Here is a 24,967-nt window from a genome sequence, read left to right as displayed (position 1 = left end):
CCCCTCTCATCTACTTAAAATCCCATTACCCTTTAATACCGCCAAGCAGAACGCCTTGTGTAAAATACTTCTGGATGAACGGATACACGATGATAATCGGTACCGCCGATAGCACAACAGCAGCCATTTGCAAGGATTGCGTAGGTAGTACACTCTCTATATCCATGGGTGGCAGCATCGAGTTAATCAGAATCGTCTTCAAGACGACTTGTAGCGGGTACTTACTCGTATCATTGACATACATGATCGCTTGAAAAAATTCATTCCAGTGACCAACCGCATAGAAGAGTCCAATTGTCGCAATAATGGGCAATGAGAGCGGGAGTACAATGGTCCAGAGGATTCGCAGCTCACCAGCACCGTCGATTCGGGCAGCTTCATCGAGACTTTCGGGCAGATTCTCGAAAAATGTTTTCATAATCAATAAATTAAAGGACCAGACCAAACTTGGTATAATTAACGACCAGACGGAATTAATTAACCCCGTTGCTTTGACAACGAGATAGGTAGGCACGACACCACCATTAAATAGCAGTGTGAAGGCAGCTAGGAACAACAGAATATTTCTTCCAGGCAGCTTGCTCTTGCTAAGCGGATAAGCCATCATCGTTGTAATTAGCAGGTTCAGCAATGTTCCGACAACCGTAATGAAGATCGTAACCCCATACGCTCTTGGTATCGTAGGGTCATGGATGAAAGCCGAGTAGGCTTCTAACGTTAATTTCCTCGGAAATGCGACGAAACCGCCATTTTTGAGCACTTCACTAAGCGGTGTCAATGACACAGACAGCACGTACATGAGTGGGAATATGACCGATACGACGAGAAGGGCAAGAATCAGATAGACAAGGACATCGAACCAGAGCTCTTGTTTACTCTTTACCATACGCCTTCCCCCCAACGTCTTGCTATCCGATTCGCTGTGATGACCAGTACGAAACCGACAACCGATTTGAACAATCCAACCGCTGCAGCTAAGCTAAAATTCAACTCTTCGAGTCCTGTACGGAATACCCATGTATCGATAATGTCAGCAACCTCATACACCTGCACATTGTACATAATATAAATTTGGTCGAAACCTGCATCAAGAATCTGTCCAAGCTTCAATATGAGGAGCAGGACGATCACATGGCGTATACCCGGGAGAGTCACATGCCAAATCATGCGTAATCTTCCTGAACCATCGATGCGTGCCGCTTCATAGAGGGTCGGATCAATGCTCGTAATAGCAGCCAAATAAATGATCGCTGTCCAGCCGATATCCTTCCACACATCCGATGCGACAAGAATGGTACGGAACCATGTTGTCGAAGTGAGGAACGAAATCGCGTCCCCGCCGATATTCTTCACCCACAGATTGACCAGCCCATCCGTTTCGGAGAGGAACGCTGCCGCAATCCCGTAAATAATAATCCAAGACAGAAAATGCGGTAAGTACGTAACGGTTTGGACGAATCTTTTGAAGAAGCGAGCCCTGACTTCACTTAACAGTATAGCTAAGGCAATCCCCGGCACCATACCGAACAGCAGCTTATAAATGCTGATCAGGAACGTGTTCCTTAGCAAAGTGAAGAAGTACGGTGAATCATAAAACGTTTTGAAGTGTGCGTACCACGGGCTTGCCCATGGACTGTCGAATACCCCAAGCATGACATTGAAATTCTTAAACGCGATAATAGCGCCAAACATCGGACTATAGCGATATACCGCGTAGTAAATCAAGCCTGGCAGCAGCATGGCGTATAAGACACGAAATGACCAAATGACGCTAAGCTTTCTTGTGAGTGTCGATGTTCTCTGCATCGCTGTGTCCCCGCTTTCTATCTGGTTGACCTTGCCTCCTGATAGATTTATGATAAGCTTTTTCCAGATAGGGGGTAACAGGGCAGAATTAAAGAAACACATGACATTATTAAGGCAAAAAAAAGCAAGGCCACAATCCCTCGCTTTCCGCTAATTAGTCATTCGATTCTAGAATTGGATGTCGCAGCGTTGCTTTAAACCCATGTGGTACACGGTTCTCCACCTCTACACCATAATGACGGCCATAGTGCAGCTGTAACCTTCTGTGCACATTGTACAGCCCAATCCCGCCTTCCGTAGCTCCTTGGACGGGAGACGTCCACTTGTAAGACTCTAATTGTTCGGCTTCGCAGCCATTCCCATTATCTTCAACAAGGATGATCAGATCTGCTTCTTCTTGATACACCGTCACTAGGATCTTCCCTTTGCGTTCCGTTAATTTATTCATGCCATGTCGGACGGCATTTTCTAAGAGCGGTTGAACGAGCAGCTTTAATATTTTCAAATGAAGTAACGAAGGTTGAACATCGAATAGGACCTGAAAGGCCTGATTGTTGCGCAGCAGCTCAATTTTAATATAGTTCCTCACATGCTCCAGCTCTCGCTCGATGGTCGTCCATTCGTTCTCCTCATTCATGCTGAACCGCAGCATATTGGCTAGCGTTGTCACCATGTCCCCAATGGTTTTCTCATGCGCCGACTCTGCTTTCCACTTGATCGAATCGAGCGTGTTATAGAGGAAATGAGGGTTGATTTGGTTAATCAACATGCGCTGCTGAAGCTGCTGCTTCTCCGATTCGATCTCTCTCGTCGTCTGCAGCAGACTTTCCATCCCTTGAATCATTGAGTTAAAGCCACGAACCATTTGCCCGATTTCGTCCTTCTTCGTAGCGAATTTCGTGAAATAAAGCAGTCGCCCAAGCTGAACCTGCCGCATATGCCTGACAACCTCTTGGATCGGTGTGGTGAACTGGCGAACAATGAAGAATAGCATAACGAAGATAATAAATAGACTTCCAACGAACATCCAGAAGGTAAATGCCTTAATTCCATCAATCCGAACGGTTAAGTCAGATACTGGAATGGTGGCAATCAGACTCCACAGATCCCTCCCGCTATCCGCTATAGCTTGAGAAGCTACATAATACGATTTCCCTTGCATCTCTTCTGTTTCGAACGTACTCTTCTGACCTTGAAGTGTAGAGGATGGCAACGATATCGACTCATCCTGCCTTATCGGCAAATTGGAAGCAAGGATATTCGCCTGCCCATCCGCAAGCAGCAACTGGAAGCGAGGGTACTGCGAAGGCGTAATCAGCTGTTTAGCCATCCACGTATGCGATATTTTGAACACCATGACACCGGCATTCTGAAAATCAGTAAGCGTGCGAATCGCTCGAATGTAATAGAGATCTTTGGACGCTCCACCTTGCCCAGTTTCGAAGGCCCAGTAGGCTTTCCCGCCTAATTCGAAGGATTTCGCGATGCGTTCCTTTGTCAGCTCCAACCCGAAGGAAGAATGACTGTTCATATAGTTCGGATAGTTCTCATAATGATTTGGCAAAATGAACAACTCATAGGAACCTCGCAGCTCCTCCGTAATCCCTTTCATCTCATTAATGAATTCCGCTTCTTGAAAAAAGTCCTGCGGCGGCGGATTCTGCAGCATGCGCTGCAGCTTTGAGGAAGCAATAACTCGGAAACCTGTGGTATCCAACTCTCTCAAAAACTCATTTACCTTCTCCGTATTATGCTGGAGATTGTCCTGTAGGAAGGCAGAGGTGACGTCCTCGACCTGCATTTTCGAACGCTCATAAGACAAGTAGCCAAGCAGTACGACAGGGATAAAAATGGCGACCATCAAGGGCAGCAGCAGCTTTTGAAATAAGTTCATTTGCCGTATCGAAACTCCTTCGGTGTCTGCCCTGTCCGCTTTTTAAACAACTTGCCGAAATACTGCAAATCCTGGTACCCTACTTGTTCGGCAATTTCATATATTTTCAGCTGGCTGTCACGCAGCAGCTTCTTCGATTGCTCGATGCGCAGCTCTGTCATATAATCCAAAAAGTTAGTACCCGTCTCCTTCTTAAACAACTGACTTAGCCAGACGGGATGGATCGCTAACTGATCCGCGACGCTCTGCAACGTGATATGCTGTGCATACTGCGTGTCCAACAAATTCTTAGCCTTTTCAATAATGGCATTGGAATGACTGCTCGCAACTCGCTTGGCCACGCCTGTTAAATAGTTCAGCATGAGCGCCTTTAATTGTTCCAATTGTTCGCACTGCTCGAGATCTTCCCATAAGGACATCGGAATTTGATTCACGGGAACCGCATATTTATCGCGCAGCACACTGTGCAAATTCAATATCCATTCTAGGCATTTTTTCGAAACATCCTGATAGCCCTTCACTTCCTGTGCCGAGACATAATAACCGACAATGTGGTCAACTGTCAGGCTAATTTGGTTCAAATCGCCCTGCAGCATCCCATTTGCAGCTAATTCAAAAGACAATCGACTCGGCTCCTGATCGGACTGAAGCTCCTCAACATATGTATGGACGTTGTGGCCTGGCGTCATATAGACCATCTTTAATGCTTTCAAAGCTTGCTGGTAAGCTATCGAGATGCTCTGGAACGAGAACTGTTCTTCGCTAATCCCGAAGCCTAAAGTTAACTTTTGGAACTGCCATACGTGCGTTTGAATCTCCCCCACTAACTGCTCGGTAACTTCACTAGGCGCAATAAGTATCCAATTGTGATGGATATTCGGGAATACGACGGATGGCTGAAATCTCTCTAACAATTCCTCCGTAATGTTCCCGACGGCAAAGTTTTCTAACTCTGCTTGTTGATCCACCGGACTCGGCCGATCTTGTCGCACGATACCTAGGGCAATCACAGAGAAATTGGCATTAGCTAGCCATGTGAGCTCCCACATTTGCAAACGGTGGAAAATATGCTCCTGCAGGACAGTTGGCGTCATACATAAGCTTAACAAGAATTTATTCTGGAGCAGCTTCTTCCCAAGTTCCGCCTGCTTCATTTGCCCTGAGATGTACTGATCATTCCTTCGTTCACCTTCAATCATCTCGATAACTTGTTTGATTTTCGTGCTAAATTCTTCCCGCGAGAATGGCTTTAATAAATAATCCATCGCACCTAACTGCATGCTCCGCTGTGCGTATTGAAAGTCACTGTAACCGCTTACCATAATAATCTTGGGATGGTAGTCTGGCATTTGAATCGCTTGAAGCATATCAATTCCCGACTGCTGCGGCAGGACAATATCGGAAATAATAATTTCCGGTTTATGACGTTTAATGAGTTCAGTCGCTTCTTCCGAATTCGTGACGGTGAAGATCTCTAATTCATACGCGGCAATCGCTGCGACAGCTTCAGCCATGCCTTGCAAGATATCCTGCTCATCCTCAATAATGATCAGCTTCATGGTTTCTCAATCCCTTATTAGTAATGTGCCCAGTGAGATCATGCTTGTCTTGCAATCACTTTACCATCAAGGTGAGATAGAAAACAATGGATTTCGTCTCCAATAAAAAAAGACCCAACTCCATATATGACATGGGTTGGGCCAAGCATCAATCGTATTTCTCTTCCTCCACACGTTCTACCCGATCAATAATTAATTCTAACTCCGTCTCCAAATTTAAATGCAAGGGAGCAGGCAGCACATCGAAAATATCTTGGATCATCGCATTTCCAAGCAGATCATCCAGTGTTGCAGGCATGGGATCTTGACGATCTACCCACTCGCGGACGGTATCAATAAATACGTAGAACGAAGATTGGAATTGATCGGCCACCGCTTCTTTCTCGTCGCTTTGATAGGAGGTCATGGTCTGCCAGTTATGAAGCGTTATGTCTAAAGCTTGTTTGACTGTGGGATCCATCGTGAGCTCCTTATGCCTGACCTTGCGCAATTTGAGCGAGACGCTCCTTAATATTGTCCGTACAAACACCACCATGATAAGTGATAACTGTTTCAATGTCATAGTCCAGCAGCTTCGCTACGGATTCCAGCGCTAACGGCATATCCGGCGTGAACTGAGGATTTGGAGGCATCAGCACACCGTCTTGCGACGTCAGCGCATCTCCGGAAATTAATGTTTTACTTTTTGGATGATACAGACTGATATGATCTGGCGTATGGCCAGGTGTATAAATGACCTGAATGCCCCCGCCAAAAGGAAGTTCATCCCCATCCTGGAGCGACACATCCACTTTCGTCGGAGTAGCCAAAATCTTGCGTTTAACCAAGGGCACTTCCCCTTGAATATAAGGCTTGCCAAGTTCGTGCGCCAACACTTCGATCTGACCCTCTGCAGCGCTCACCAGCTCTGGCAAGCTGCCAATGTGATCCATGTCTTGGTGCGTAATGATGATTTTCGTGAGCTTTTCAAAAGGAAAGGATGCTGCAGCAAGTTGATCGCGAATCAGTCCTAACTGACCAGGGATACCCGTATCAACAAGGATGACATCCTGCTCGTCCCAAAGTAGTGCCGCATGAACGGTGAATGGATTCCCATTCACGTCCATATCCAAAATAAACGGTTGAATTCCTGCTTGATCTGCCATTCCTGCACCTCCGCAATATTTGCCTAACTACTTAATTCCATTGTAATGTCTGGCGCCTATTAGATCAATTTTTGCATCAATTGCAATGCCTCTTCTTACTTGATCCCCGAGTGCATGAAGCTTTCCACAAACTGACGTTGGAACACGAAAAATGCTGTTAGCAGAGGCAGGATGACCAATACGGTAGCCGCCGTTACAGTTCCCCATTGCGCACCCGTCTCAAACGATTGAGCAAAAATCGCAATCCCCACCGTCAATGGTCTCGTCTCGATGGAGTTCGTTATGATGAGCGGCCACATGAAATCATTCCAGTGTGCACTGACGGAAATTAAGCCAAAGGCCAAATAAGTCGACTTAGCTGAAGGCAGATAAACGTGCCAGAGTATTTGCCACCAGCGACAGCCATCCATTCTCGCAGCCTCATCTAAGTCCATCGGAATTTGCTTAAACGTTTGTCGGAGAAGGAAGACACTGAACGAAGAGGCCCAATAAGGCAGCATGATCGCCAATTTGGTGTCAACAAGACCCAGATCTTTCATGATGGTGTAATTCGGAAAAATGAGAATATCTGGCGGAATCATAATTTGAATTAGAAACAACATGAACATGATGCCTCGGCCTGCGAAATTCAATCTAGCAAACGCATAGGCGGCAAGAGTAGCCGTTATAAGCTGCGCAGCCAGCACACCGATGACGATGATGATCGTATTGGAATAATAGCGAAGAAACGGAATCGTATGCCATGCCGTCTTATAATTCTGAAATGTGGGATGTTCAATTGCAAAGGGATTCACACGGGTAATAACCTCACTGGACGGTGTAAACGAGGTAAAAACAGCCCAAACGAGCGGAACTGCAAAAACGATAGCCAGCAGCGCGATGACAAACCGGTTGGTGATCTTAACGACCATGAAGCTGACCCCTTTCTAGTAATGGATACGTTTATCCAGAAATGCATAGTTAAAGATGGAAATACTCAGTAGAATAACAAGCAATACGACGGTAAGGACCGAAGCTTTCCCCATATCCCAAAAGCTAAAAGCCGTCTCATAAATATGATATAACAGCAAGTTACTTGCGTTGTTTGGGCCGCCTTTTGTCATCACATATAGGTGATCTACCAATTTAAAAGAATTCGTCATAGCAATAATCATAACGAATAGCGTTGTCGGCATGAGAAGCGGGAACGTAATTCTTCTGAAGGTTTGAAAAGGGCGCGCCCCCTCCATTTCTGCAGCTTCATAGACCTCCTTCGGTAAATTCTGCAAGCCAGCCAAGTAAAAAATCATAAAAAAGCCAGCTTCCTTCCAAATCACCATGAGCATCATCGAGAATAGGACCCAGTGCGGATCACCTAGCCAATGCGGAGCAGGTATGCCAAACACGCTTAGAAACTTATCAAGTAATCCATAACTTGGTGTATATATAAACAGCCATATATTTGCTATAGCAATCATTGGTATGACCGTCGGGTAGAAAAATAACGCACGCAGCAGGCCGGTGCCTCTGAGCTTATTATTTACCCAAATGGCTACGTACATGGCCAACAAGATACTCACAGGAACCGTACCAATGGCCAGCAGCACATTATTTTTCAAAACCTTGAGGAAAATATCATCTTGAAAAACATGCGCATATTGATCGAACCCAACAAATGTCTTGTCCGTGAAATCAGAGCTATAGAAACTCCAATAGATCGATTTGAGAATAGGGTAAAAAGTAAATACCCCCAAGAATAGTAGCGAGGGCAGGAGCAGCGCATAGGCGAAACCATGCATTCTCCAATTGATCCTACTTTTGCTTTTTGTACGAAGTGCCGGTTGCATCGAATAAATCCCCCTCTTTCTCACAACTCGTTAAAGCCAGCGGAAGGGAAGCGCCGGCCGCTAACACGGAGATAACCTCCATTAGCCGAACACTTCCCTCTCCTTTTGCTATCCATCGTTGCTATTTCTGAAAGTTTTTCAAAATGTCATCCGCTTGCTGCTGCGATTTGTCCAATGCCTCTTTCGGTGTCATCGTTCCTAGCAGCGCAGCTTGGATATTATCGTTAAACAGCTTCGTTACTTGGCCATTCTGGTAAGTAGAAAGCTCGCTGTCTGCATATTTCAGCTGATCCCTCGCTACAGCCGCTTGCGGGAAATCCTTAATGTAGGTTTTCAGCTTGTCGGTATCATAAGCAGCTTTGGTTGTGCCTACATAACCTGTATCAATGGACCACTGAGCGACACGATCAGGTTGCGTTAGGAATTGAATGAATTTGACGGATGCTGCTTTGTGGTCATCTGGAATGTTTTTGAACACATAGAGATTGCCGCCGCCAGTTGGTGAACCATACTTTTTATTGGCAGGCAGGAACGCTACGCCAAAGTTGAACTTTGCATCTGTTTTGACTTTTGTCAGATTTCCAGTTGTGTGGAACATCATCGCCGTTTTTCCGCTAATGAAATCGGAAGGAACGGTTGCCCACTCGAGTGCACCCTCCGGCATCACTTTATCCTTGCGCCCTAAATCAGTATAAAATTGCAGAGCTTCCTGTACTTCCGGTTTGTTAAAGTACACTTGCTTACCGTCAGGTGAAACAATGTTTGTACCGCTTTGAAGGGAAAGTGCTTGCGTCATCCAGTACTGATATCCTGTGCTAGGAATTTCAAGCCCCCATTGCGATTTGTCGCTAGTCGTGAGTTTAGCCGCATACTCCTTCAGTTCCGTCCAGTTCGCTGGTGCCTTCTCTGGATCAAGACCGGCCTTTTTAAATAAATCCTTGTTGTAGTACAGCACGATCGTACTGCGTTGGAAAGGTACGCTCCATACTGTATCCCCTGACTTCGTATTTCCCATAAAAGCTTCGTAGAAACCGCTAAAATAGTCTTTGGAGAAGCGAGGCGTCAGATCCTCAATGGCTTTCATGGAAATCAAGCTGTACAAATCCGTTGAAAGCAGTACAGCTAAGTCAGGTGAGTTGCCCCCTTGTACAGCTGTTGCAACCTTGGTCATCGTATCTTGGTAGCTGCCGCCATACACGGGTTTTACGGTAATCGTTGGGTTTTCTTTATGGAAATCGTCAGCAAGTTGATCAATTAACTTGGTAATTGGACCACCCACCGCTACTGGGAAGTAAAATTGCAGTTCAACCGGCTTGGTGCTTGCTGTTGCTTCGGCGCTTGCTGTCGGTGATGCAGCCGTTTTGCTTTCTGTGGTGCTCTCTCCCTTCGCGCAAGCTGTAGCAACCAACGTGACCATAAGTAGTGAGACGAGTGCTTTTTTCATTGTTTTTTCCTCCTAAAGGTTATTGGATTTAATTTCGCTAAGCTGATTTAAAATATAGTCAGGTTCAATACCTGTTTGTACGATGTCATTCTTAGAGTCCGCACCTGTCAGTACAAGCGCAGTGTACATGTCGTTCGAATTCCCGAATTGTATATCCGTTGATAGTCGATCACCCACCATTAAGCATTGTGCTGGCGGGATTTTCAGCAGATCAAAAGCTTTTTGTGCATAGTACGATGACGGCTTGCCAATTACACGGACGGTTTCCTGCAGGCTGGCCGTTTCCAGTGCTTTGACAAGAGACCACGTATCCGGAATCACACCGTCATCAATTGGACAAAAGGGATCCGGATTTGCCGCAATTAGCTTAGCCCCGTTACGAAGGGCATTTACACCTGCTGTTAGCTTCTCAAATGTAAACTGCCTGTCTAAACCGACAAGTACATGGGTTGCTAGCAGGGGGTTCTTCGTCATCTTGACGCCATAAAGCGCTAATTCTTGTTCCATTGCGGCTTCACCTATCATGAGAACGTGGGCATCGGGCTCATGCTCTTGAAAAAACTTCCCTGCTACACATAAGGCCGTGAGTACTTCATTCCCCTCGCAAGAAATGCCTAATTCACTAAGTCTCATCTGCACGCTTTCCTTGGTCCGAATGGTTGTATTCGTAACGAACATCACCGATTTCTTTTGCTCACGCAGCCAGCTCACCGTACTCAACACACCAGGCAAAAGCTTACTCCCCGCATAGATCGTACCATCCAAATCGAATAAGTAGCCTTTAAAGGCATGCAACTCCTTACTGCTTTTCCCTGAATGTTTTCGCTGAAAAGGCACGATACCACTCTTGCTATCGTTGCCACGCTCAGGAAATCTAGATGTTTCTGCCACAGCACTGCCTCGCTTTCAATAAAAATAACCCTTATCCAAAAAACACAAAAATAAGCCTTTTCAGAGTATGACAAGCATGCTCCTGCTTATTTTCACATTTTCCTGGACAAGGGTTTTCTCCTGGTCTCGACCCAAAGTATCAGTTCTTGTGATATTCATAGTTCTACTATAGTTGAAGATTGTAAACGGAAAATTATCGACATTTGATGATTTTGTAAACCTAGTGTCGACTCCACATGCTCGGATCCCCAATGGATATGTAGTCGGCACCGCTATCGAGCGCTTCTACGATTTCTTTCTCGTATCGAATAAGGCCTCCGACAATCAACGGTTGTTTAATTGTACTTTTCAATTCCTTAATCACCCTCGGCATTAAACCTGGCATGAGCTCCACTTCATCCGGTTGTATGCTGTTAATCATACGGACTGCCGTTTGCAACGCAGCCGTATCAATAATAAAAATCCGCTGAATACTTTTAATACCGGCTTGCCTAGCAGCAGCAATGGAATTGGATTTTGTCGTAACTATGCCGTCCACTTTAAACTTTTCGGCTAAATATCCGACCGCATGGGCATCTCGACCAAGACCGCCTACCATTTCCAAGTGTACATACACTTGTTTGCCTGCTCGGTGAAGCTGTTCCATGATAGATTCCAAATTGCCAATATGACCTGTCATTAAGTTAACTCGAGTTACATCACTTTCTAAAACCTTTGCGAGCTGATCGTCTTTCGTCACTGATGCGATTATTGGATATTTACTCGACATGTGCTCTCACCCCTACTTAAACCTTAACAAACATTTATTTGCTACGTATTAACATCCCCTCCGCCAATTTGATCTCGGAGGAGATGTTAACGATGCAATTAATTCGAAAAGTTTAGGGCTTGCAGCATGCGGCTCAGCATGACAGCACTTTCCGCGCGTGTACCCGTACTCAGCGGGGAAAAGGCATTACCATCCCTGCCGTTAATAATGTGCAGCGCGGAAGCTGCTCTGATCGCATCCTTGGCCCACTCCGCGATATTCGCTTCGTCACTGAACGTGGCAGAGCTGTTGGATTGCAGCGCTGCGTTGTAGCCAGCAAATTGTATTGCTCTGTTAATCATAACCGCCATTTCTTGACGGGAGATTGGTGCGTCTGGTCGGAAGGTATGGTCTTCATAACCTCCTACAAGTCCGTATTCGGCTGCAAGACTAACTGGCGCTGCAAACCAATCGGAAGCTTTGACATCCTTAAAGCTTGCCGTTGTTGCCCCAGATGCAGATAAGCCAAACGATCTCACCAACAAAGCGGCAAATTCAGCGCGAGTGACTTGGCGATCCGGTGCAAAGCTCGATGCTCCAACACCTTGCACAATCCATTTATTCGCCATGGCTTCTACTGTTTGTTTGGACCAGTGATTGTTTAAATCACCAAATGCAACTGGGTTCGCTATAAGTAGATACGTGCTGTTTGTGCGGCTAAAAATAACAACTTCATTACCACGAGTCACGAATGGAACTGGATTATACACGGTATGACCATTGGCATCCTTCTCTTCACGAACAGCAGCTAGAGCCTTGGTATCAGTCGCTGCATCCAGCCTGATAGATCTAGCAATAAACGTTTGGAAGCTGGAAACATCTGTGCTTTTCCCTTCTTCTGCTCCTACTGTAAGCGTGAAGTCAATGGCTTTCTTAACATCTTTACCAGTTGCAGTTGCTTCTGCAACAGCTTTTTCATTCAATTTGATTTGAATGGTCAAGTTTAACTTATCTTGCTCAGTTCCTAGTTTCTTTGCCCATGCTTGCAAGTCTGCAGAGGATAGGTTTAGCTCATAGGAACCAAGTTCGGTTTGAATAGCGACTGTATGATTTTTTGCAGCTGACAACACGGTTTGAATGGCAGCTGGCGAAAAAATGGCAACAGCTTGATTCTTCTTTTCACTCAACGGTATGGTTATGATCAGCTTATTGTTCGCTCCGGATTGCTGGATGGCCGCTTGGATCATCGCATCCGTTACGTTGAACGTAGGATCCTTGACTTCCGCGCTTCCATCTGTGCTGCCTGGATTTTGCTCGGTTGGATCGGTTGGACCAGTTGGACCAGTTGGCTCACTTGGACCACTCAACGTAATCGGTTGAGTATACAAATCGTACTTATTGCCATCATTCATCGTGTAGGTGTATCGTAACAACGCATGCCCTACACCTGAACCCTTACCATTCGATGTCACCTCATTGCCGTTTACTTCAAAAGAATTTTGCCCATCTAGAAAAATAACTTCAGGTGAAATAGTTGCTGTATCTCCTTTGTAGGTTGTCATACTGGCCTGAATCGGAACCGTTTCATTCTTCTCAAACGTAAACTCCAATTTCTCCGGTTTAATCGCAGCCGCCATATCTGCCGCCCAGTTGGCATAATCGGTCGTTAATCCCCATGCCCCATTTAAGAAGAATTTATTAAATGCCGTTCGATCATTCAGTGTCCAAGGTGAAATCAAGATGCCACGATGCTTAGCAGCTTCCATAAATCCTTGCGAAATACCACCGTAGCCATTATTAAATGTCGCATTCAATGGCTGAATGGAACTAAGTACAGTTCTCAGCATCCCTTTGACACTACTGCCTCCAGACAAGCTGGATAACAGACCTGAAGGCATCGTCGGCATCAAGCTGTTCGTACGCAAAATCTGAGCGGCAACGAAGGACATGTTATCAATGTCAGCTTCAGCATTTTTGTCCTTTATCAATTGGACGAAAGCGTCGATGGCCGCTGGTGTTGATGTCTTGATTTCGTTCATGATCATTTTCCCGCGTTGCTGAACGAGATCAATTTGTTCTTCTAACGTCGGAATTTTTACATCTGGATAGTCTGTCGGGTGAGGCTTATTGGCATTGAGCGCCTTAATTTCGGCCAATGTGTAATTCTCGATATTGCCCGTGCCATTGGTCGTTCCGGACAACTCGCCATCATGATGAATCACGAGATAGCCATCTTTGGAAATGTAGACGTCATTTTCGATAAAGTCCGCCCCATTATCAAGTGCCAACCGATTGCTTTCAATCGTATTTTCCGGCGCAGCCGATGGCAATCCACGATGTCCAATAATGTATGGCTTACGGATCATTGTTTTGTTCTGGTTATACACACTCAGTGCGGTAAAGGCTGCAGCAGGCGTATCCGTCACGATGCCGTTCACACCTGCCGTAATCAAAGTATGCATGGACAGATTTTTCCCAGCTGCCGCCGCTTCATCTTTGGCCCAGACCATGATCGTTCTCATCTGCAGATAGTCGGTATTCGCTTTCGTTGCAGCTTTTTGTGGAAGTACAGCAATATGTGCAAGGCTTGCGTTGGTTGTCTGACGAATCTCCAGCAATTGTTCTTGGCTAAAGCTCGTCATGGCGCTAAAATCTACAATTCCGCGAATAATCGGATACGCTAATCTTGCTTTTTTAACCAAATCGCCATTGCTCGACATGACGAATACGTCTTCGATTCGATTATCCTTTAAATAAGTGATCAGGTTATCGACAGTTGATTCGTCCTTGACATAAAAGGCCGGCATCGTCTTCGTCCCAAACGTATCTAAAATAGCCGCTGCATCTCCAATGACAACTTCTCCCGTTGGATTAGTTACTTTTAGTTCGTTATTCACGTGTAGAATAGCCGTAGCCGGCGTTGCAGCATCCGACCATTTGCTCAAATCAGCCGCCTGAGTGACTTCAGTTACAATGGTAGAAGCCATGGCAATCTGGGTAGTAGGCTCTGTTACATTGGCATACCGATCGGTCGCTGTGAGTGGAAGGGCATCCCGCTGCAGTGTTACTCGAATGTTATCAACTCTCATTTTGCTGCCGTTCGATTGTAGGCCAATTCGACCTTTCGCATAGGAACCTGCATTATCTGTATCGACAACAACCTTGTCGTTAATCATTTCCATCACACGATTATTAAAAGCCTTTACCGTATAGTGGTACATTTTGCTCGGATCAATGGCTTCCGTAAAAGCACCTGTATCCATAACGTTCCAGGCATTAGCTGCCGTTCTTTCAGCGAATTCTACACCGTTGGCAGAGGTAGCATCTTTCCTGACTGCCATTTGGTAATACGGGTAATCATTGTTTTGGATCCGATACATGATGGAATGCCATCTTGCTGCATCGTTCGCTTGCAAATGCGTTACATCAGCTTCGATTTTATAATTACCAAATGTCCCTAAGTAGTCTGGCAAAAGCACACGCGAAGGATTGTCTGGCGCTGCTGCCGCATCTAGTTCAAACCCTCCAGCTTTAACAACGGCTTTGCTCGCTGTCGTCCCTTCTTTTCTGCTCCAGCCTGCTGGAAGCGTCCCATCTGTTAGCTGATCAAAATTTTCTTCATAGAGCACATACTCGCTGTCTGCTGCTTCTTTGGCTACGACGAGCATGGATATCGAAACCCCATCTTTTTGGGCAGTCAGGGTGTACACACCTTTTTGTGAAATGTTTAAGTTACCATTACTCACAACAACTGATGAGCTGCTCGAGGTCCAATCCAATTCATTGCCGGTTATTGTACCTGACGTAAAATCATTAAAGTCTGCTTTAAACGTGATTGTGCTTAAGGATAACGGTTGATTCACTGTTGCCAAAAAATACCCGTCATCATGTTTGAGGGAGCTTACTTTCAATGGCACCGTGCTAGGCGTTACTGTTACTTCTTGCACGTATTCAGCATTTTCATAAATGACCCTAACCGTTGCTCTCCCCGCTTTCATCGGGTAAAGCGCATTATTTGAGACCTTGATGATCGACTCATCCGAAGTGTAATATTTCAAAGGCTTGTTTGAAATGGCTTCCGTGATGCCATCCGAATAGTACACACTGCCGGTAACGCTTATCGGTCCAGTCAATGCTTCCACTGTGCTAGGTACGACGAGGTCAAGCCGATCAGCTGTAATCCGCGTCACCTTCAGGTTGTCAAATGAGACCTTACTTTGATCCACTTGCAACCCTACCTTACCGCTTCCCATGACGACAGTGGTAGGCAGCGTTGTGTCCGTTACCATCGTGTAGCTTGGATCAGACTTCGCTTTCATATATTCTTTGACATTACTACCAAAAATCCGAACTTTCATCGTGTAATCGGAATTTACAGTCAATGTTCGCCAGGACCCAGAAATTGGCGTTGGTGAATACCAGTTGCCGTCCGCTTTCCGATAAGCAAATTCATAAGTACCATTTTGACGAATCGCCATCTGGTTGTACGGTACTTTTCCTGTGGAAGGCACCCTGAACATCAGTGATGCCCATCTTGCCGAATCCAGTACGGATTCGAATTTAACATCTGCTTCAACCGTGTAGTTGTCCCACTGTACCGGAGCAACAATTCGCCCTTGTTTACCCGAGGCCTTGCCATCAAACGTCATTCGGCCGTTACCATACGTATCCTGCACGACCGTAAACGAAGGACTTCCTGCATTCACATCAGAAATCCAGCCATAAGGAATTGTACCGTTTGGATAAGCATCAAAGTTTTCATCTAAGAGTACAGGGCTCACCGCATCTGTAACCGGATTACTATCGATTAGGTTAATCACACCGAAACCGGTGGTATCATTCCAGAACGAGCTTGACTGAAAGGCGCTCCAGTAGCTGTTTCTTTGCTGTGCCACGTCTGTCCCATAGCGGTCCGTTACCCCAATTTCCAAGCCTAGCTTCTTCGTGAGATTAGGATCCATCTTCAACATATCCCATGGTATAGCGGTCTCTAAGGACCAGCCCGTTGCCGTCTTCTGTATGGCTCTCAAAATCTTATTGGAATCCTTGCTGCTTTGGCCGTTTGTTGCTGCTCCGAAATGAAACTCAGGTGATGTTGAGTCTGCCTGATACACAAAACCAAGCTGCATATCATCTGCCGCGTAAGGAGTCGATTGATGCATCGTAGGATCTAGAAAAAAATTAATGTTATCCTGGTCAAACCAATTCCCGGACCCTGCCGCAGTCAGATTATCATCATCCGCCTTGACTCCGATGTACAGGTACTTATTGTCCCAGAGCATGCCGAATTTACTATCCTTAAACGTACCACTTCCTGTTTGTTTCGTTAGGCTTTGGCTAATTGACCACAGTGACTCATCTAATTTCCCATCAATGACTGGTGCATTGACCGTCTTCCTCACATTTAATGTATTTCTATTGTCATCTGCTGCATAAGCCTGCTGAGAAGGCAAGAAACCATGCGGTACGAAACTAGCAACTAGCGCAGCTATAATAAGACGATTCACAACCTTTTTATATCGTTTCATAGAATCAATCCTCTCTGATATGAATGGTATAAATCCCTGTAAAATTAACCAACGATATCTTCCATCACTCCTCCTTTCTGTTTTTGAGAACACAAAAAACCCTTCACGCATACAAACGACACAGCTAGTTTTCACTAGCCACTCATTTGCTGCCTTGAAGGGTTTTCTCCTGGTCTCCTACCCCTGCCTATTCAGTTCAGTTGTCCTATAAACAATACTAGCGAGTGATTGTTTGTTACGTGTTATCTATGCAATAAGAAATTGTAAAATAGGAGCTATTCTCTGTAACCTATACCACTACAATTTTCCATAAAATCCTTTATACTAGTAACTAAATGGGAAATGGGGGCGATTCGCGTATGACTGAATTCATGTCCTTTTCTGCTACTGAGAATTTAACGACAATCCCTGGAAGGCTGATTTCCGGCCATTATCGCCAATCCTTTGGCTACAAGGTTAAACGGTCCAACGGTACAAAAGATTATTATTTGACCTTGACGTTGAAGGGGACAGGTTTATTTAACAACGGTAAAGAAACCTACGAATGCCAGCAGGATGAGGTTACTTTAATCACACCAGGCACCCCCCATTTCTACGGAACGCCAGAGAACACCCTCTGGGAGTTTTATTGGTGTCATTTTGTCCCGAAGGAAGAATGGTTACCGCTTTTACAGCTGCCTGAGGTGATTAAAGGCATACGACTAGCTCGTTTTAATTGTGAAAAGGAATTGCTTCAGGTAACTAACACTTTCAACAGTTTAATTCAATACAACGAAGAAATAGACCACTACTCAGAGAGATTCGCCATCAACGCACTAGAAAAAATCCTCCTTCTCCTGTCCAAAAGTGCCATGCAACCCGAATATCCGCTCGATTCACGCATAGCGCGTACGTTAGCGCTGATTACCCAACATTATAATCAACCTTATACAGTTGCTGAACTGGCTGCGTTGGTTAACTTATCCCCTTCTAGGTTCGCCCATCTCTTTAAAAGACAGACCGGTGAATCCGTCATGGACATGTTAAATAAAATTCGACTTCGCCAAGCTAGAAAGCTCATAGAAACAACTTCACTAACGATGGCCGAAATTGCGGAGGAAGTCGGGTTCAATCATCCCTTTTATTTCTCTCGCCAGTTTTCTGCTTTCTATGGGACATCCCCCGCTGTATGTAGAAAGCGCATTCAACAGTTAAGAATGGAATAAAAGAAGCGCCGGATTCCCCCGTACGCTTCTCTCATTCTCACTTTATGGTGTGGTATAGATATTCGGCTGCGTTGGTGTGGCCATCCCTGTTCCGAGATAGTAACTCGTGTGAGGCGGTTGGTTGTAAGCTACATTTTGCCAAGCGATATCCAGACGGTAAAGCGGATCATGCATTAAGGTCCATAGGCGTGTCGTTGTTTCATACGGCGTTGCATAGATACGTAAAGCTGAGCTGTCCGACTTCCGCCAAATGACCTCTTCACGCCAATCGCCGAATAGATCGGCTTGCAAGCTTGGATTCCCTTTCGTGTAGTTATTCGAATTAGTTCCTGTTGCCGTTAATAAGGTCGTTGTATTGAGAGCTGTGTAGTTCCATTTATCAATGCGGCCAACCCCATTCGTGCCATCCCAATTGTGATCAAGAAGCTCACGGGAAACATCGCCATCCCACCAGATACCAAAATTAATGGATGAAGGGGTCGTGGAGCTGATTTTGGTACCATTGATTTGATAAAGCCCAACACCGTTGCTTGCCCATACTTCCTCGCCGGCATACCGTGGGTCAATATCAGCAGACATGCCTCTTCCCGTATCAGCGCCAGTATTCACTCCCCACTTGATGGCGCCAGTTCCCGCATTCCACACGGCTGCGCCATAGGTAGCGCTAGTACTTTCCATCACTTTGAATACTTCAAGTCCCGCACTGTTCGGATCCAAGTCGCCGACATGAAGGGCATCGCCATGCCCTAATGCTGTGTTGTATTTCTTAGCTCCGTTATCATCAATCGTCATCGCGCCATAGACGATTTCATCCTTGCCATCACCATCCACGTCGGCGGCTGTTAAGTTGTGGTTCCCTTGCCCTGCATAGGCCGAGTTGCCTGAGGTGTTGCTGTCAAATGTCCATAACTTGGATAGCGTTCCACCACGCCAATTGTACGCTACTAGAACCGTTCTTGTGTAATAGCCGCGTGCCATGACGATGCTGGGTTTCTGCCCATCCAGATAGGCGACCGTCGCTAAGAAACGATCTACCCGGTTGCCGTACGTATCGCCCCAATCGCCGACTGTGCCGCGTGGAGGATCATAGCTCGTTGAAGTCAATGCCTTTCCTGTCGCCCCTTCAAAGATGGTTAAAAATTCTGGTCCAGTCAGAACTCTCCCCACACTGTTGCGATAATCCACAGTTGAACTGCCAATGACCACGCCAGTGCCGTCCTTGGTGCCATCGGCTGTTTTCATGGCGATTTCCGCTTTGCCATCTCCATCCAAATCGTAGACCATGAATTGCGTATAGTGAGCGCCAGCTCGAATATTTTTCCCCATACTGATCCGCCATAACCGCGTACCATTCAGTTTATAAGCATCGACAAACACTTCACCCGTATAGCCATCCTGTGAATTGTCTTTGGAATTGGTAGGATCCCACTTCAGAATGATTTCATATTGGCCGTCACCGTCCACATCACCAACGCTTGCATCATTGGCGTTATAGGTGTAACTGACACCGTCTGGAGTAGTCCCGCCCGCAGGTTTCTGTATTGGCACATCCAAATAGTTGTTCGCCCATGGCGTAGCTGCAGCTGATGCTGTCTGCTCTACGCCGCCAACAACGGCCTTGACAGTGTAACTGGAGCTCGTGGTACCCGAATTATCTTGATAATTCGTGCTTGTCGTGATCGGTGAAGCGTTGAGCTTAACGCCATTTCGATAGACGTTGAACGAAGTACTCGCTGCTTCCGTACCGAGAAGTCGCCAACTAACGAGGACGCCCGTACTGACCTTAACTGCCACTAGACCGCGGTCTAATTTCTCCATTTGCCGAGCAACCGCTGCATGTGCGGAAGGTGTCTGGATACCGAAAGAAGAAATGAGGAGTGAGCTTAATGTAATGAAGCAAGTTGCTTTAATCAGTTGCTTGGCATGTTTAAACATTTCTACAACCTCCAGGTAGTCAATTTTGATCTACAATCACTTTGTCTCGGGCCATCTGCGAACTTCCCGTTTCACCTCCTGTGATCGTATGGATTATCAGTCCATTGATTGCGCTTACAATTCTTTTCGTTCCTCATTATATCGTGAAAATATAAGAGATTTAATGCAGACAATAGCTAACTTCCTGCACAATCCTGCTGTTTTATGGCATATATCTTTGTAAGAAGTAACAGCCCTTGCTTCGAATAAAAACAAATAGACCACTTCCCAAGAAAAGGAACTGGTCTATATATCTATAAGCATAACAAGAACCCTTGATCTAATACGGGCTTTCTGCTACGATACTCGCCTGCTAGAGAAACCATATCTGGTAAAGAACTCCTCCAGATCAGTTAGTTCCTTTGTTTTATTTATGCTCTTTTAGTTGTTCTTATTTGCTTTCTTACACTTCTTTTATTTGCTTTTACTCGCTTTGTTACACTTCTTTTGGCTGTTATCTTTTTCTTTAAGATGTATCTTTTTCTTTTTAGCAGTTTTGTATTTCTTCTTAGTAATTTTAAATTTCTTCTTCTTTGCAATTTTAAATTTTTTCTTCTTCTTAGCCGTTTTAAATTTTTTCTTCCTCTTACCAATTTAAATCTTCTTCCTCTTCGCAATTTAAATTTTCTTCTTCTTAGCAGTTTTAACTTTACTCGTCTTTTCATAAATTCATTAATTTTCTGTTCATACAACGTGATATATTGGTCCACCATTGTAGAAGTCGTAAACTTGGAAAGCACATATTCTCTTAGGACATGTGGTGGCGGGAATGACTCATGTAAAGCTTTGTGCGCAAGTTCATCTATGCTATTACATACTAACTGAGGAAAACCTTCAAGTACCTCTAAGGCGGCACCGTTGTTCAACGCTAGTACGGGGGTGCCCGAAATCATAGCCTCAATCAAAACAAGTCCAAAAGGCTCCTTCCAAATAGACGGAAAGAGGACACATCGGGCTCTCTTAAGGAGCTCCTGCTTTTGTTTGCTTGCAACAGCGCCTATATAGTGAATTTTTTCATTATTATTAATACGGGGCAGTAAAATGTTCCGGAAATATTCTTCATCTTTAATAGGTCCAGCTATAATTAGCTTTTGGTGATTGCGTTCAGCGACTTCAATTGCATGAATGACGCCTTTGTCGGGGAGTATCCTCCCGATAAACAATAAATAGTCATCTTTCCCTTCACTATACTCGTATTCATCTGGATTGATTCCATTGTGTACAACTAGGCCATTGACGCCGGCATTATTCCGAGCAGCGTGACTGACATAAACGGAATCATGGAATTCACTATTGGTAGGTAAATGGTGAGTGGGTAACACGGGAACTCCCATTTTTCTTAATCTGACAATTGATGAAAAAGTGTGGTCATGAATTAGATCTACTTTCGAAGGTCTTGTTTTACGGATAAATGCGGGTAAGTGTCGATCTTCGAAATATTTGGGGAAGGGTACTACCTTTGCTGAAACTTTACTTCCCTTAGGAGCATATAAAACAACCCTATGTCCACGTTTTACCAATTCTTGTGTAATTTCGTATACCATTTTCTCTGTTCCAGCTGAGTCAACATCTGATACAGGGCTACAGATTGGTGAAATGACTTGTATGATTCTCAAGGTTCGTTTTTTATGAGTTGCATATTTTGTTTCATACTTCGTTGCATGCATTGGCGTACTATTATTAAATATACCAAATAAGTCACGAATCTCTTTAGTTTCAACTGCTTTGCGATTGTACTCTCCACCGCTTAATAGTTCTCGATGCTTCCTTGCATATTCCCAGAAATGATCAGCATACTCGGGTTTGAAATCAATATAATAATTAATACATTTGGTTACAAAAAAGAGAATTTCCTCTTTAAAACTATTATTCAAATCTGCATGTTCGATTAAACGGTCCCAGGCTCGTAAAATATCTAACACTTTGGGTCCGCTGCTATTTGCGATAGAACCTGGTCTAGACCTTTTATAATAATATAAGGGAATATTCAAATAAGCTGGTAAATTCGCTAGACTGATCAAAATGGGGGTTGATGCAACATCCTCATACCAAATATTCAAATACTGAATTTTTTGTAATAATTCCTTTTTGTAGAGCTTATTCCAAGGAACCACTTGTGCGTAAAGAATAGCCTGTTTTTGCGTAAAGACGTCTTGTGAAAATCCCTTCTCTGGAATTGTCAGATCTTCGTCTTCATACCTACTAAAATAATCACAAATTACCATGTCATGCCCATCCAAAGCTTTCGTATACAACAACTCAAACATATTGTTAGCAATCCAATCATCTGAGTCAACGAAACCGATATAGTCGCCTCTAGACTGAGCAATCCCTACATTCCGAGAGTTACCTACACCTTGGTTTTCAGCATAGTGTATACTTATTATACGTTCAGGTTCCTGTTTCACGAACTCTTTAATAATTGCCGAAGAATGGTCTGATGACCCATCATTGATAATAACTAACTCCATGACACTCCATATGGTTTGGTTAATTATAGATTGCAAACACTTACTGAGGAATTCCCCAGTATTGAATACAGTGACAATAACTGAAATTTTGGGACGAACTGGCGTTTCTACTTTTGAAATGATCTCATTCGAGCCAAGAATAGGTTCCCCCTCCTCTACTGTTGAATTTCATACATTCATATTCCTAGATTTAATTTATGGCTTGTGTATTTGCTGACTTCTCCAATAAATAGGTAGTTGTAGTATTACTACCTAAGCGAAGCGTCAAGTAACGGGCAATCCATTATTATTGCATTCTTCCATCTGTAATAAAATAGAAAAAAACCCTTACTAGGTAAGGGTTTCAAAATTGTAAAGCTGGGATGCGGTCGGAGGGATTTGAACCCTCACGCCTTGTGAGCGCCACCCCCTCAAGATGGTGTGTCTGCCGTTCCACCACGACCGCATAAGAGGAATAAACTGACCCGTAGGGGACTCGAACCCCTGTTACCTCCGTGAAAGGGAGGTGTCTTAACCACTTGACCAACGGGCCATAACAAAAGTCATTGAACATTTCAGCCCGTTATGGACGACAAGTGTTATTATAAAGGATTCTAGGCTCTTTGACAAGCCTAATTATTGGAAAAAGAACTAGTCAAAGTTATTAAGGGAGGAGCCCCCATGTCCATACTTTTAAAACCATGAGAACTCCTCCTTTCAACTCATTATTTAATTTTAAAATAGGACACAGACTCGTTCAAGGTATCCACAACAGATTTTAGTTGTTCCGACGCAGCAGCAATATTCTGCATCATCGCAAGCTGTTCCTCTGTGGCTGCTGCCACTGTCTGAGATCTCATCAGAATGTGAGACGAGCTTGACGCTGACTGATCCATCGTAGCCGAAATCTCTTCCGAACTAGCCGACATTTGCTGGGTTATGGCTGATGTCTCATGAATCTGCGTAACGATATGTGTCACGGATTGCATGATGGTTTCGAAGCTTTGGTTCACTTCCTGCATCATCTGTGAGCCTGCACTTGCTTCCTGCTTCGTCGTATTCATCGACTGGGAAACGCTAGCAATCTCCACTCTCGTCTCGTGGATCAACTGATTGATACCGTCGGCGGATTCAATCGATTGTGAAGCCAGTTTGCGGATTTCTTGGGCAACGACATTAAATCCTTTACCATGCTCACCTGCTCTAGCCGCTTCGATGGACGCATTCAGCGACAAGAGATTGGTCTGGTTGGCGAAGCTTGTGATGCTCGAAGCAATCAGTCCAATCTCATCAGACTTACGAGTCAGCGATTGTACTGTAACTGCGAGTTGTTCAACTGAACTCAACATATTCACGATTTGGTGCTGCAGCTTCAAGAGCAGTTCATTACCGAGTGTTGCGTGCTGAGAGGTTAAAGAGGAGTGATCTGCCATAACGCTTGAGTTCTCTGCAACGCGTTGAATCCCAATCGCCATTTCTTCAATAGCTCGGCTCGTTTCTTCACTGCTTCTTGCTTGCACTTCGACTTCTTGCGTCATTTCTTGAATATTCGAAGCTACATGTTCAGCAGCGTGAGCCGACTCTTTGGAGCTGTCCGACAGCTCCACGGAAGCATCGTGTACGAATTGCGTATTGTGTGCAATCGTGCCGATTAGTCCCTTCATTTTCGCAACCATATCATCGACCGATTCTGAAATCTGACCCAGCTCATCCTTGGAATATGTTAATTGAGCCTCATGACGCAAATCTCCTGCAGATACCTTACGTGTAATGGTCAAAATCCTCCCCACTACTGACATGATTCTCCTGATCACAAATCCGCCAGCTCCGAAAAGAATAACGACGATAACCGCCACGCCGATATAAACGCCTTTGGCTGTTTCTTTATTGTCTTGCTCGATATCAACAATGCTTTGCTTCGCATGTGTGTCTAGAATTTCACCAATAATGTTCAGCCCTTCGCGTCCCTTCTCAAAGGTTGCCATCAGCTTCGCTTCATTCAAAACGCCTTTGCCAACACTCCCCGCTTGAATAACGGTGTTCGCTTCTTTAACCCACTGATCGAAGGAGGTTTGGAAGCTCGATGCGCTTTGCTCAATCGTCACTTTCGTCTCCGCATGTGCCGTTTGGAGTAATTCCTTTGATTTTAAAATAGTAACTGCTTGCCCAACCCTTGTATTTGTTTGATCAATATTGTCTTTGAGCACCTTCAACTGGTTCGTTTTCTCCTCCGCAGTCAAAGTTCCAGACACCAGCAACTGATAAGCGTTCATGGCTTGGTACATGTCCCGATCTGCGTTCAGAATAAGCGATACACTCTTCTCCGTTGTCTCATACAAGGAAGAGGTCAGTGTATCCGTATTGGACTTGTTTACCTGCAGGAGGTATACACTCGTGCCTAAATACAACAGAGAAGGAATTAACAGCAATAAGATAAGACGCGCTCGTATTGAGAATAATTGACTCACTGGTAGTTCCCCCATCGTGAAGCTTTTTT

At 44.8% G+C, this 24,967-nt stretch carries 16 protein-coding genes and 2 tRNA genes; 1 reads left to right on the top strand and 17 read right to left on the bottom strand.

The window, feature by feature from the left end:
* Positions 1-25: 25 nt before the first annotated feature.
* The 12 genes from HQN88_RS15450 to HQN88_RS15395 all read right to left on the bottom strand — a co-directional run bounded on the left by HQN88_RS15450 (position 26) and on the right by HQN88_RS15395 (position 16,841).
* Positions 26-886 carry a carbohydrate ABC transporter permease gene (locus tag HQN88_RS15450; protein ID WP_173113493.1) on the bottom strand — a complete coding sequence of 287 codons (861 nt, stop codon included), beginning with the start codon at positions 884-886 and terminating at the stop codon, positions 26-28.
* Positions 880-1,806, bottom strand: coding sequence for an ABC transporter permease (locus HQN88_RS15445; protein WP_173113490.1), 927 nt, complete (start codon positions 1,804-1,806; stop codon positions 880-882). Before HQN88_RS15445 ends, HQN88_RS15450 begins: the two co-directional genes overlap by 7 nt.
* A gap of 154 nt (positions 1,807-1,960) precedes the next feature.
* Positions 1,961-3,700: a sensor histidine kinase gene (locus HQN88_RS15440; RefSeq protein ID WP_173113487.1), complete on the bottom strand. Its 1,740-nt coding sequence runs from the start codon at positions 3,698-3,700 to the stop codon at positions 1,961-1,963.
* Positions 3,697-5,259 (bottom strand): response regulator, encoded by a 1,563-nt coding sequence (locus tag HQN88_RS15435; protein ID WP_173113484.1) that lies wholly within the window; start codon positions 5,257-5,259, stop codon positions 3,697-3,699. The genes HQN88_RS15440 and HQN88_RS15435 overlap by 4 nt, the downstream gene beginning before the upstream one ends.
* A gap of 148 nt (positions 5,260-5,407) precedes the next feature.
* A complete protein-coding gene (locus HQN88_RS15430; RefSeq protein ID WP_173113481.1) occupies positions 5,408-5,719 on the bottom strand; it encodes a hypothetical protein in 312 nt (103 codons plus the stop codon).
* A 10-nt stretch (positions 5,720-5,729) separates the two neighbouring features.
* Positions 5,730-6,404 carry an MBL fold metallo-hydrolase gene (locus HQN88_RS15425; RefSeq protein ID WP_173113478.1) on the bottom strand — a complete coding sequence of 225 codons (675 nt, stop codon included), beginning with the start codon at positions 6,402-6,404 and terminating at the stop codon, positions 5,730-5,732.
* A 95-nt stretch (positions 6,405-6,499) separates the two neighbouring features.
* Positions 6,500-7,315 (bottom strand): carbohydrate ABC transporter permease, encoded by an 816-nt coding sequence (locus tag HQN88_RS15420; RefSeq protein WP_173113475.1) that lies wholly within the window; start codon positions 7,313-7,315, stop codon positions 6,500-6,502.
* A 15-nt stretch (positions 7,316-7,330) separates the two neighbouring features.
* The gene (locus tag HQN88_RS15415) at positions 7,331-8,230 is read right to left on the bottom strand and encodes a carbohydrate ABC transporter permease (protein WP_173113445.1); all 900 of its coding nucleotides are present in this window, start codon (positions 8,228-8,230) and stop codon (positions 7,331-7,333) included.
* A gap of 121 nt (positions 8,231-8,351) precedes the next feature.
* Positions 8,352-9,674 carry an ABC transporter substrate-binding protein gene (locus HQN88_RS15410; protein ID WP_173113442.1) on the bottom strand — a complete coding sequence of 441 codons (1,323 nt, stop codon included), beginning with the start codon at positions 9,672-9,674 and terminating at the stop codon, positions 8,352-8,354.
* A 12-nt stretch (positions 9,675-9,686) separates the two neighbouring features.
* Positions 9,687-10,565, bottom strand: a complete 879-nt coding sequence (locus tag HQN88_RS15405; RefSeq protein ID WP_274318747.1) for an HAD-IIA family hydrolase — start codon at positions 10,563-10,565, stop codon at positions 9,687-9,689.
* A gap of 220 nt (positions 10,566-10,785) precedes the next feature.
* Positions 10,786-11,334: a glycerol-3-phosphate responsive antiterminator gene (locus tag HQN88_RS15400; RefSeq protein ID WP_173113439.1), complete on the bottom strand. Its 549-nt coding sequence runs from the start codon at positions 11,332-11,334 to the stop codon at positions 10,786-10,788.
* A gap of 98 nt (positions 11,335-11,432) precedes the next feature.
* Complete coding sequence (locus HQN88_RS15395) at positions 11,433-16,841, bottom strand: glycerophosphodiester phosphodiesterase family protein (protein WP_173113436.1); 5,409 nt, start codon at positions 16,839-16,841, stop codon at positions 11,433-11,435.
* 359 nt (positions 16,842-17,200) lie between these two features.
* Here HQN88_RS15395 and HQN88_RS15390 point away from each other — a divergent pair, with 359 nt between their 5' ends.
* Positions 17,201-18,046: a helix-turn-helix domain-containing protein gene (locus tag HQN88_RS15390; RefSeq protein ID WP_173113433.1), complete on the top strand. Its 846-nt coding sequence runs from the start codon at positions 17,201-17,203 to the stop codon at positions 18,044-18,046.
* A gap of 42 nt (positions 18,047-18,088) precedes the next feature.
* On the opposite strand, the gene HQN88_RS15385 is transcribed toward HQN88_RS15390, so the two are convergent.
* From HQN88_RS15385 to HQN88_RS37660, 5 genes are all read right to left on the bottom strand, one after another.
* On the bottom strand, positions 18,089-19,981 hold the full coding sequence (locus tag HQN88_RS15385; protein WP_173113430.1) for a rhamnogalacturonan lyase: 1,893 nt from the start codon (positions 19,979-19,981) through the stop codon (positions 18,089-18,091).
* Between the two features lie 410 nt (positions 19,982-20,391).
* Complete coding sequence (locus HQN88_RS38390; RefSeq protein ID WP_274318755.1) at positions 20,392-22,578, bottom strand: glycosyltransferase; 2,187 nt, start codon at positions 22,576-22,578, stop codon at positions 20,392-20,394.
* Positions 22,579-22,854: 276 nt separating this feature from the next.
* Positions 22,855-22,936, bottom strand: a tRNA-Leu gene (locus HQN88_RS15370).
* A 15-nt stretch (positions 22,937-22,951) separates the two neighbouring features.
* Positions 22,952-23,023: transfer RNA gene (locus tag HQN88_RS15365), tRNA-Glu, on the bottom strand.
* 172 nt (positions 23,024-23,195) lie between these two features.
* The gene (locus tag HQN88_RS37660; RefSeq protein ID WP_173113427.1) at positions 23,196-24,938 is read right to left on the bottom strand and encodes a methyl-accepting chemotaxis protein; all 1,743 of its coding nucleotides are present in this window, start codon (positions 24,936-24,938) and stop codon (positions 23,196-23,198) included.
* Positions 24,939-24,967: the final 29 nt, after the last annotated feature.

The organism is Paenibacillus qinlingensis (assembly GCF_013204845.1).
Classification (GTDB): domain Bacteria; phylum Bacillota; class Bacilli; order Paenibacillales; family NBRC-103111; genus Paenibacillus_E; species Paenibacillus_E qinlingensis.
The sequence above is the reverse complement of the archived record's forward strand: the minus strand, read 5'-3'. Positions and strand labels throughout refer to the sequence as shown.